Origin of the sequence: Streptomyces xiaopingdaonensis (assembly GCF_000262345.1) — a bacterium.
GTDB lineage: Bacteria > Actinomycetota > Actinomycetes > Streptomycetales > Streptomycetaceae > Streptomyces > Streptomyces xiaopingdaonensis.
In genome coordinates, this window is the sequence record NZ_AJTQ01000282.1 from 1 (window position 1) to 9,630 (window position 9,630).

General features: G+C 72.9%; 11 protein-coding genes and 1 pseudogene. 7 read left to right on the forward strand and 5 right to left on the reverse strand.

The window, feature by feature from the left end; translation table 11 throughout:
• Both UWG_RS0122365 and UWG_RS0122370 read right to left on the reverse strand, forming a co-directional pair.
• Positions 1-812 (reverse strand): annotated as a pseudogene (locus UWG_RS0122365) (FUSC family protein); the annotation flags it as partial.
• A gap of 499 nt (positions 813-1,311) precedes the next feature.
• Positions 1,312-1,950 carry a DoxX family protein gene (locus tag UWG_RS0122370; protein ID WP_016909436.1) on the reverse strand — a complete coding sequence of 213 codons (639 nt, stop codon included), beginning with the start codon at positions 1,948-1,950 and terminating at the stop codon, positions 1,312-1,314.
• A 268-nt stretch (positions 1,951-2,218) separates the two neighbouring features.
• Between UWG_RS0122370 and UWG_RS0122375 the strand changes: the two genes are divergently transcribed.
• Complete coding sequence (locus UWG_RS0122375; protein ID WP_016909437.1) at positions 2,219-2,986, forward strand: SDR family NAD(P)-dependent oxidoreductase; 768 nt, start codon at positions 2,219-2,221, stop codon at positions 2,984-2,986.
• A gap of 69 nt (positions 2,987-3,055) precedes the next feature.
• Here the strand turns inward: UWG_RS0122375 and UWG_RS0122380 are convergent, their stop codons facing one another.
• The gene (locus UWG_RS0122380; RefSeq protein WP_016909438.1) at positions 3,056-3,598 is read right to left on the reverse strand and encodes a DUF5709 domain-containing protein; all 543 of its coding nucleotides are present in this window, start codon (positions 3,596-3,598) and stop codon (positions 3,056-3,058) included.
• Between the two features lie 52 nt (positions 3,599-3,650).
• Positions 3,651-4,787, reverse strand: coding sequence for a baeRF3 domain-containing protein (locus tag UWG_RS0122385; protein WP_016909439.1), 1,137 nt, complete (start codon positions 4,785-4,787; stop codon positions 3,651-3,653).
• Between the two features lie 241 nt (positions 4,788-5,028).
• Here UWG_RS0122385 and UWG_RS0122390 point away from each other — a divergent pair, with 241 nt between their 5' ends.
• From UWG_RS0122390 to UWG_RS32850, 5 genes are all read left to right on the forward strand, one after another.
• Complete coding sequence (locus UWG_RS0122390; protein WP_016909440.1) at positions 5,029-5,298, forward strand: type B 50S ribosomal protein L31; 270 nt, start codon at positions 5,029-5,031, stop codon at positions 5,296-5,298.
• Positions 5,295-5,486, forward strand: coding sequence for a hypothetical protein (locus UWG_RS0122395; protein WP_016909441.1), 192 nt, complete (start codon positions 5,295-5,297; stop codon positions 5,484-5,486). The genes UWG_RS0122390 and UWG_RS0122395 overlap by 4 nt, the downstream gene beginning before the upstream one ends.
• A 193-nt stretch (positions 5,487-5,679) precedes the next feature.
• Positions 5,680-6,906, forward strand: coding sequence for a helix-turn-helix domain-containing protein (locus UWG_RS0122400; protein ID WP_033196301.1), 1,227 nt, complete (start codon positions 5,680-5,682; stop codon positions 6,904-6,906).
• Positions 6,907-6,969: 63 nt separating this feature from the next.
• Entirely contained in the window at positions 6,970-7,179 is a 210-nt protein-coding gene (locus UWG_RS33150) for a hypothetical protein (RefSeq protein WP_157838585.1), read from the forward strand.
• A 340-nt stretch (positions 7,180-7,519) separates the two neighbouring features.
• Positions 7,520-7,678, forward strand: a complete 159-nt coding sequence (locus UWG_RS32850; RefSeq protein ID WP_016909443.1) for a hypothetical protein — start codon at positions 7,520-7,522, stop codon at positions 7,676-7,678.
• Positions 7,679-7,685: 7 nt separating this feature from the next.
• Here the strand turns inward: UWG_RS32850 and UWG_RS0122410 are convergent, their stop codons facing one another.
• On the reverse strand, positions 7,686-8,336 hold the full coding sequence (locus tag UWG_RS0122410) for an NAD(P)-dependent oxidoreductase (protein WP_016909444.1): 651 nt from the start codon (positions 8,334-8,336) through the stop codon (positions 7,686-7,688).
• 244 nt (positions 8,337-8,580) lie between these two features.
• Here UWG_RS0122410 and UWG_RS30770 point away from each other — a divergent pair.
• A partial coding sequence (locus UWG_RS30770; RefSeq protein WP_016909445.1) for a cation diffusion facilitator family transporter occupies positions 8,581-9,630 on the forward strand: 1,050 nt, incomplete at its 3' end.

A 9,630-nucleotide genomic window follows, 5' to 3' on the forward strand; every position in this document is an offset into this window, starting at 1 on the left:
AGCCGGCGCGGGCCTCCGGCGACGCGTGCCGGAAGGGGGCGCCCCTCCCACAGCAACGCGACGCTCGCTTCGCAGAGCGCCGTGGCCGCGGTGAACCGTCCGGCGAGGAGCGCCTCTTCGACGCGGCCCGAACGGCGCAGGGTGCGCAGGACCCTGCGCATCCGGAGGGCCTCGTCCGCACGGTCGAGCGCTGTCGTGAGGCGCCGGCGCGCGGCCTCGGCTCCGGGCCGTCCCGCCGCTTCCAACGCGTCGGCGAGCGCCTCGTAGACGCCGGCGACCGCCGCGCGTTCCCCGTCGAGCGCACCGGCACGCGCGCCCGGCGTACGCAGCAGAACCCGGAGGAGCAGGAGCCAGCCCGCACCACCGAGGAAGCAGAGCGCCTTCAGCCAGGGTTCGCCGGGCAGCGGCATCCCGGCGCCCACGGCGGTCGCCACCGTAAGCTGCATACCGGCGGCCGAGAGCACGGGTCCGCTCACGCTCACCGCGCCCGAGACGAGCCCCACGGCGAAGAGCAGCGGCACGGCCCACCACCCCGAGGCCACCAGCGCCGCGAGGACGCTGCCGAGCAGGATGCCGAAAGCCCCCGCGAGCGCCGGTACACCGATGTGCGCGATGCCCGTACGCCGCGTGCCCGGACGGTCGTTGACGCCGGCGAGCATGGCACCGACGCCCGCGAGCACACCCGCCGCCGGGTGTCCTGCGAGGGTGGCGAGGACGAGGAGCGGTCCCGCGCTGAGCGCCCCGCGGAAGACGGCCTGCCAGGGCACGGGGCCCCGCTGCCAGTGGAAGAGATGCGCCAGCCAGGGCGGCATCACGGCGCGCGTGCGGGGCTCGGAAGGGGTTCGGGGTGCGGACTGCGGACGGTGCGGTGTCCCGTGCACTTGCCTCCTCGTCGGTGGGGGACGATCCGGCGGGCGGCACTGGCCGACGGCATGCTGCAACCATCCAGCGTAACGGAGGCCCGCACGGAGCCCGCAGTACGCCCGACGCCTCGGAGCCGGTGTCACGGCGGGACAACTCTGCGCAGTCGCTGCGGAGTTGGCGGGAGCTGGTGCGGACGCACCCGTATCGCCACACAGCGCATCGGGTCGTGCACTCAGAGGCAGAGTCGATCTCCGTACCGGCTCTGAAGAACGGGAGCCGCCCGGGAGCAGTCAACCCCGCGCCAACTCCCCGGCCGCCCAGGAGGCCACGGGTTCCGAGCACCGGACTCCCCCGCCCGGACTCGCCACGCAGACGCGCACGCCGGCGGTCGCGTCTCCCGGCGATCGGCGCAGGGGCCAGCGCACGCCCGACAGCCACCAGCGTCGATCAGCGCGAGGAGCGAACGCTCCCACCGCGCCCCCGGGCTCGCCCCTTGAGCCGACCGCACCGGTTCTTCAGCAAACCGGCCTTCGCCGCAAGGGTGTTGGTCCGCCCGGCACCGCTCGGGCCACCCTGCGAGGCACGGGGTCCTCCGCTCGGCAGACGCACGGTGGACCGGGACCGCCCGCCGGCGCCGTGGTGCCAGGGGCAGTGCGCGGCGCCACCGCCGTGCGCGGTGTGGCGGTGCGTGTGGCGCGGTGTGCCGGCGACGGCGAGCAGCCCGCCAAGGACGGCCGCGTTCTTGCCGAACTGGGTGCGGTGGCCGCTGCGCGCCTCGGCCTCGTCGTGCTGCCACCACGCGTGGCCCGCGTAGGTCGTCGGGACGAGGGAGGCGGCGAGCACCAGCGCGGAGACGCGGGGCAGCCGGCCGACCGAGAGCGAGGCCCCCGCGAGGAGCTGCACGGCCGCGTTGGCCCGCACCAGCAGGACGTCGTCGTCGGGGAGGAACGGCAGGTAGCCGCGGAGCTGCTCCAGCGTCCCCTTGGCGAGGTCGGCACGCGGCTCGGGGTTCCGCAGGGTGTCGATCCCGCTGCTGAGAAAGAGCGAGCCGAGCATCGGGCGGGCGGCGATCTGGAGGAGTCTCATCTCTACCTCTGTCTGGCTCGGTGACGCGTGAGACCGGTGGCGCGGGACGGGTGCGCGATGCCGCCCGAGGGGAGGCGCCGGCGCCCGCAACGGGGCGCCCCCTGTGCGTACCCCCTGCTCCCGGCCCGACGGCTGCGGGGGCGGGCGGCTTCACCCGGTCGGCGCCCGAGCTGGTGCACGCGCCCGCGCACGCGGCGAGCGTGAGTGCGGGCCGCCCGCACGCCGTGGCCCGTTCCGAGAGGCGCTGCCGGAAGGTCGTGAGGGACACGTGAGCATCACCGACTACCGCACGGAGTTCGACGGCAGGACCGCCCTCATCACCGGCGCCGCCTCGGGGATCGGACTGGCGATCGCGCGCCGGCTCGCGGCGGGAGGCGCCGCGGTCGTCCTCGCCGACTACGACGAGGAGGGCGCGGCCGACGCCGCGGGCGAACTCCAGAACTCGGGCTCGCGCGCCGCCTCGGTCTTCGTCGACGTGACGGACGCGGCCTCCACCTCGGCCGCGGTCCGGTTCGCGGCCGACGCTTTCGGCGGCCTCAACCTGGCCGTCAACAACGCGGGCGTGGCCGGCCCCTCCCAGCCGACGGGCGCCTACGACACCGACGCGTGGAGCCAGGTCATCGCCGTGAACCTCACGGGGGTCTTCCACTCGCTCCGCTTCGAGCTGCCGATCCTCGCCGACGAGGGCGGCGGCGCGGTCGTCAACCTCTCCTCCATCCTCGGCGTCAACGGTTTCGCCGGCTCCCCCGCCTACGTCGCCGCGAAGCACGGCGTGATCGGCCTCACCAAGACGGCGGCCCTCGAGTACGCGCCGCAGGGCGTCCGCGTCAACGCCCTCGGGCCCGGCTTCGTCGACACCCCGCTCCTCGGCCGCATCGACCTCACGGAGCGCGAGGAGCTGATCGCACGGCACCCCCAGGGCCGTCTCGGCACTCCCGAGGAGATGGCAGAGGTCACGGCCTTCCTCCTCAGCGAGCGGGCCTCGTTCGTCGAGGGAAGCTTCCACCTCGTCGACGGAGGCTACTCGGCGCAGTGAAGAGAGGACGCGCCAAAGCCGCGGCCGGCGGCGGCAGTTGGCCGGCGCCGGCCGCGGTCGGGGGCGGGGTCATCGGTCGAGGTCTGCGTCGTCGGAGAGCCCCTCGGCTTGCTCCCAGTCCCGGATGTCGGTCGTCCGGGGCGGCTTCTCGTCCTCGTCCTTGAGGACGTGGACGGCGGCCTCCTCCGCGCCCGCGGCGCCGGCGTCGACGCCCTCGTCCCAGGCGAGCTGCTCGGGGTCGTCGACGGGATGCGTCCCCTCGTCGCCTGCGAGCAGGCGGCCGGACCTCGGTCCCGGGCCGCCTTCCCATCTGTCGTCGACCGGTTCCGGGTCGTCGACGGATGAGAAGGTGCCTGTCGGTGCGGCCTCCGAGCCGGACTCCGGCTGCTCCTCGGCGAGGAGCTCGTCGTGGGTCTCGCCTTCGCGCTGCTCCTCGACGGTGTTGCCGTAGCGCTCGCCTCTCGACCAGCGGTCCGACGGCAGGATGCCCGCGTCGAGCGGGTCCGGCTCCAGTTCGTCGGCGTCGAACTCGTCCGAGTCGAGGGCCTCCGACTTCTCCAGGTCCGCGTCGACGGCGAACTCCGGCTGTGCTTCCTCGTTCGGGTCGGTCATCTCGCTGCCCCTTTCGGTACGGGGGGTCGCGCGCCCCACGGTGCCGCGCTGGTCAGGCCGCTGTCCAGGAGTACCGGACGACGCCTGCGATGCGGCCGTGCTCGGCGAGGGTGCCCTCGGGTACGAAGACGACCTCGGCGTCGGTGGAGAGCGCCGTCTCCACCGTCTCGTCGACGATGTCGTCGACGAGGCCCTCTTCCAGGCCGGCGGCGCGGGCCTCTTCGTCGGAGACCGGCCGGAGATGGCCCTCCTCCACGCGGACGGTCTCGCGGTAGCTCTCCTCGACGACGAGGAGGCTCAGTCTCGCCTCGTGGGCGCTGGTCCACACCTCGTCGAGGCCGGCGGCGAAGGTGCGGTTGCCGCGTGCGCTGCCGAGCCGCTCCAGGGCGAACGCCGTGCGGCGCTCGTCGAGTTCGGCGAGCGCCGGCTCCAGCGCCGCGGCGAGGACGTGGCCGGGCGCGTCCGCGAGCCCGCCCTTGGCGAGGACGGCGTCGGCGGAACGGGCGTGGTGCGCGCCGACGTCCTCCAGCGCGCTGAGTCCCTGGCGCAGCGCCACGAGGCAGAGCCGCCGCGGCTCGTTCTCCAGCAACCGGCCGAGCGCCGCGTCGACGGCGCGGAGGTACTGGCGGGCCGCCTCATGGCGGTAGCCGGAGGGCGCCACGGTCTCGCGCGCCGTCAGCTCGACGCCCTCCTCGATCGGCGCCTCGACCGGGAAGCCGTCCCGCCGCGCCTCGGTGACCTGCAGGTCGCTGCCGCTCCAGAGGCGGGCGCGGCGCTCGTCGAAGCACAACACCCAGTAGCGGCGCGCCTGCGCGGTGGCCGCCACGAGGTTGCGGGTGAGGAAGGTCTCCCCGACGACGACCCGCTCGCCCGCGGACCGCGGCAGGTACCAGACCTGGTGCTCGCCCCGCGCGGCGAAGAGCACGAGGGTGTCGAGCGCGTGGACGTGGTCGACCTCCTCCTCGGCCTGTTCGAGCTGGGCCGTGACGTCCGCGCGGACGTCCTCGGCGACGTGCGCGTCGTCGTGGAGCCGCTTGGCGACGCCCGCGACGAGGTTCCGCACGCGCACCGGGTCCTGCTGGTTGTCCGGCCGGGTGCGGTGCGTCGGCACGACGAGTGTGACCGCCGGGTAGGGGCGGGGCTTTCGGAGCGCGGCGAGCACGGCGTCGGAGAGGTCGGTGGTACGCATCCATGCCTCGTTCTCGAAGGGGACGGGCCGCCCTCTCAGGATCACGCCGCTCCGGGGCGTGCGCACGTCGGAATGCGCGCGGGCGCAGGCGTCCGCGGATGCCGGGGCGCGGGCGCCGACGTAGCCTGAAGTCGCCCGGCGCGTACGCCGATGCGTGCGCTGGGCGAAATTGCTGCCGAGAGCCGCGGGCGGCCTCACACGAGGGCAGCGCCGAGCGCCTGCGGCGGACAGGGAGCGAGTCGTGAAGCCAGACAGCCACCCCGACTACCACCCCGTGGTCTTCCGCGACCAGGCGGCGGGCTACGCCTTTCTGACCCGGTCGACGGCCACCAGCGACCAGACCATCGCGTGGGACGACGGCGGCACCTATCCCGTCGTCGACGTGGAGATCTCCTCGGAGAGCCACCCCTTCTACACCGGCAGGGCGAGGGTGGTCGACACCCAGGGGCAGATCGCCAAGTTCCAGCGCAGGTACGGCGGTTCCGAGCAGGAGGGTCAGGAGGACTCATGAGCGACACCGAAGGGGAGCCCGAACTCCCGAGCTCGGACGAGGTCCTCCACGCGGCCCCCAGCAGCGACCCCACCCCCGAGGACGTCGTCCTCGCCTCGGGACGCGACATGACGCCGGAGAACCTGGAGTGGGCACGCAAGCGGCTCGCCGAAGAGGGGCGGGCGGCACTCGACAAGGAGCTTCCGTAGGTCAACGGCCGGGGGAATGCGGGTGGTTGCGGTACTCGGCGCCATAAGCGTGCGCAACTGGAGGCCGGGATGACGTGCCTGCACCGAGGAGGCTCCTTCGCACTGCAGAACGCGGTCCGACAACGGAATTGAGCGCTCCTACGCAGCGTACGCTGAGATACCGAAGGCTGAACTCTGGTACAGGGGGCGCAGCATGACCGCAAAGCTTCCCGACGAGCTGACCACTGGTGAACGCATTCGCATCGCGCGCGAACGGCGCGGTATGTCCCGCGCCGTGTTGGCGGGTCTGGTGGGCCGCTCCGCCGACTGGCTGAAGAAGATCGAGAACGGCGACCGCGAACTTCGCTCTCTGCCCGTACTTGTCCGCCTCGCACAGACTCTGCGCATTGCCGATGTTGCCACTCTGACCGGCGTCGATTCCGCCACGCCCGTGACCGAGTGGGGAAAGCTCTCCCACCCGGCCGTTCCCGCGCTTCGAAACGCCGTGCATGCCTCCCTCTTTTGCCGGGCCTCCTACGAAACCGGCAGCAACGACGAGTTGAGCGGCCGCGTACGACAGGCGTGGATCACCTGGCACTCCTCGCCTTACCAGCGCACCGAAGTCGGTGCTGTGCTGCCTGACTTGCTGCTCTCATGCCACGCGGCAACCAGGCGGGCCGAAGGCGAAGACCGGCGCAGGGCATACGCGACCACAGCCGAGGCGTACGCGCTCGCCCAGCAGTATGCGGCCCACACCACAGAGCCCGAGTTGTACTGGCTCACCGTCGATCGCGCCCGCATGGCGGCCGAGGAGTCCGACGATCCGGTACTCCTCGGTGCCGCTGCCTGGGTCGTCGGCAACGGCCTGCGCGAGAGCGGTCACACCGACGAGGCTCTGCGACTCGTTTCCGAAGCCGCGGACTCCCTCCACGCGCGGCTGGAAGAGGGCTCGAACATTCTTCGAGGCACGTTCGGCGCTCTGTGCCTCCACGCAGCGATCACAGCAGCGAAGGAAGGGCGCGAAGGGGACGCCTGGCGCTGGTGGGACAAGGCAGAGGCCACTGCCTCCCGCATCCCCGACTACACCCACCCGTGGACCGCATTCGGCACGGGCAACGTCGCGGTGCACGCCGTGTCCATCGGAGTGGAACTCCGCACCCCCGGGGCAGCGTTGCGACGGGCCACCGGAACCGTCCCGGCGTCGATCGCCTCGGTGGAGCGTCGCTCCCGGCTCTTCGTGGATGCCGCGCGGTCCGAACACGCCCGCAACGAGCATGCCGGGTCACTGCACTATCTGCGGCGGGCATTCGAGGTCTCGCCCGAAGCCGTGCGCTACGTGCCGTCGGCCCGCGTGTTGGCCGGCGCGTTGACCCGATCCGCACCCGCTGTGCTGCGGTCCGAAGCCGTTGAACTCGCCGAAGCGGTAGGTGCCACTGCGTAGATCGACAAGACAGGGGGACAAGCTGTCCCCCTGATGCCGATCTTCCGGACCTAACTTCCCGGCATGTCGAAGAACAGTCACCCGTCGGCCGATGCGCTGAAGACCGGGCAGCATGCAGCCGGCCAAGTTGCCGACGCGCTGCACACAGCCGGAGTCGTCCTGACTCCCCTTCGCGGAGGATTCCCCGTACAGGAGCGACCGTTCGTCGCACTGGTAGGGGTCGGCGCCGCCTCGACGGCCCGTCTCGCCGAGTGGATCTGGAAGCGGGCATGAAGGCGGTCCACGCCCGGATGGAGATCCGGGTGTACCGGGTACGGGCCGATGGCTCCCGCGTCCCGGGGCCGGACGTCAAGGTCGTCGTGACGGGCGACCACGTGCCTACGCCGCTCACGTCGCAGTGGCCACCCTGCACGTGCTCCGCGTGCACGGTGCCTCGAGCCGACCGAGAGAGTCCCTGACACACGTCTACGAGCAATCGGACACGCGGTACCAGGAGCCGAGCCGCAGGGCGCTGCCGCTTCCCCACGCCCGGACAACGCTGACACCAGCGCTTCCCCGGCCTCCGTGCACACGTATAGCGCCTGGGGCTTGGGCCCGCCTGCACTCCTCGGGGATGCTCACGGCGCAGGGCGTCTTCGCCGCGCTCGCCGGTCTCCTCGCGGAGCGGACGTCGCCGGCCGCCGCCATGGCGATGCTCGCCGGTGCCTCGGCCGGGACGACGCTGCTCCTCGCGCCCGGGTTGCGCCGCGCGGTGCCGCGGCCGCCGGCGTGACGCCCCCTCAGTACGCAGCCGTGAAGCGCTCCTGGACGTGGTGCGGTTCTTCGAACTCGTCGACGAGGGCGACGGCGTAGTCCTCGGCGGAGATCCGACTGGTGCCGCCCGTGTCGCTGACCAGGTCGTCGAGGCCGGTGCGGTAGCGGCCGGTGCGGTCGCCCGGCGCGATGTCCGCCGCGGGGCTGAAGTTCGTCCAGCGGACGTCGTCGACGGTGCGGAGGTACTCCAGCGCGTCCCCGTGCGCGTGCATGATCTGCCGGACGGCCTCGGGCAGCCCGGGCGCGTCCCACACCCGCGTCCCGTCCGGGGTGCGCAGCGAGCCGGCCCCGCCGACCACGATCAGCCTCGGCGCACGCGTCCCGAGCCTGCGCAACCCTTCGACGAGCGAGACGACGGACGGCCTGATCAACGCGCGGTGGCCCGGCCCGTCCCCGCCGCCGACCGCGCTCACCACGGCGTCCTCGCCCTCTGCGGCGCGCACCACCGACTCCTCGGAGAGCACGTCCCCCGTGACGACGGTCAGCCGCCGATGCTCCTCGTCGAACCGCGAGGGGTCCCGCACGACGGCGGTCACCCGATGGCCGCGGTCGAGCGCCTCCCGGACGACCCTGCTGCCGATGGTCCCGTTGGCGCCGAAGACGGCGAGCTTCCCCATGGCTGACCCCTGCTCCCTGACTCGGCCTCTGCTGTCCGCCGCGGCACGTGGCCGCCTGCGCCCTCAGGCTCGCAGAGCCGTCCGCCGACGGCACCCCGACGTGGCAGCGGCCGTATCGGTGTTGACAACCGTCACCGATGCAACCTTTGCACCGCGTGGGCCGAGTGCGCTTCACTGCCTTTGAGGGCAGCCTGCTGGCAGACGACGCGCACCGCGGGTGTGCGACAGCGGACGGAGGGACGCAGTGCACGCAGGAGACGACGAGGAGCACGGCACCGGCACCGGCCGACCGGTCGGCGACGGAGCGCACCGGGACGCGCGGGCGCACGCCGGACCCTCCGCAGAGCGCTCGTCGGACCCGGCGCACGCGGGCCACTCACACGCCCTCTCCCCCTCTGCCGACGCCGGATGGCTCACCGCCGCGCTCGTCCTCATCTGCGGATTCATCTGCGTCGAATCGGTGATCGCCTTCACCGCCGGCTCGCTGGCGCTCCTCTCGGACGCCGCGCACATGCTCACCGACGCCTTCTCGATCGTCCTGGCACTCGTGGCGATGCGCCTCGCCGCGCGGCCGGCCCGAGGCGGCTACACGTACGGGCTGAAGCGGGCCGAGATCCTCTCTGCGCAGGCCAACGGGCTCACGCTGCTCCTCGCTGCGGTGTGGCTCGGCTACGAGGCGGTGCGCAGACTCTTCCAACCGCCCGAGGTGACCGGCTGGTTGGTGCTGGTGACGGCACTCGCGGGCGTCGTCGTCAACCTCGCCGCGACCTGGTGCCTCGCCAGGGCCAACCGGGCCTCGCTCAACGTCGAGGGCGCATACCAGCACATCCTCAACGACCTCTACGCCTTCGTCGGCACCGCGGTCGCCGGCCTCGTCATCCTCACCACCGGCTTCGTCAGGGCCGACGCCATCGCCACGCTCGTCGTCGTCGGACTCATGGTCAAGGCCGGCTACGGGCTGCTCCGCGACTCCACCCGCATCTTCCTCGAAGCGGCGCCGAAGGGGCTCGACCCGGACGCGATCGGCGACCGGCTCGCCTCGGCTCCCGGCGTCACCGAGGTGCACGACCTGCACGTCTGGACGATCACCTCGGGGCAACCCGCGCTCTCCGCGCACGTGCTCGTCGAGCCGCGGGGCGACTGCCACCGGGTCAGGCGCCACCTCGACCGGCTCCTCGCCGAGGAGTACGCGCTCACCCACACCACGCTCCAGGTCGACCACGCGCCGGCGCACGGCAGCACGGCGGTGCGCTCGGCGGGGCCCGGCGGCTGCGTCGAGCGCACCGCCGTGCCC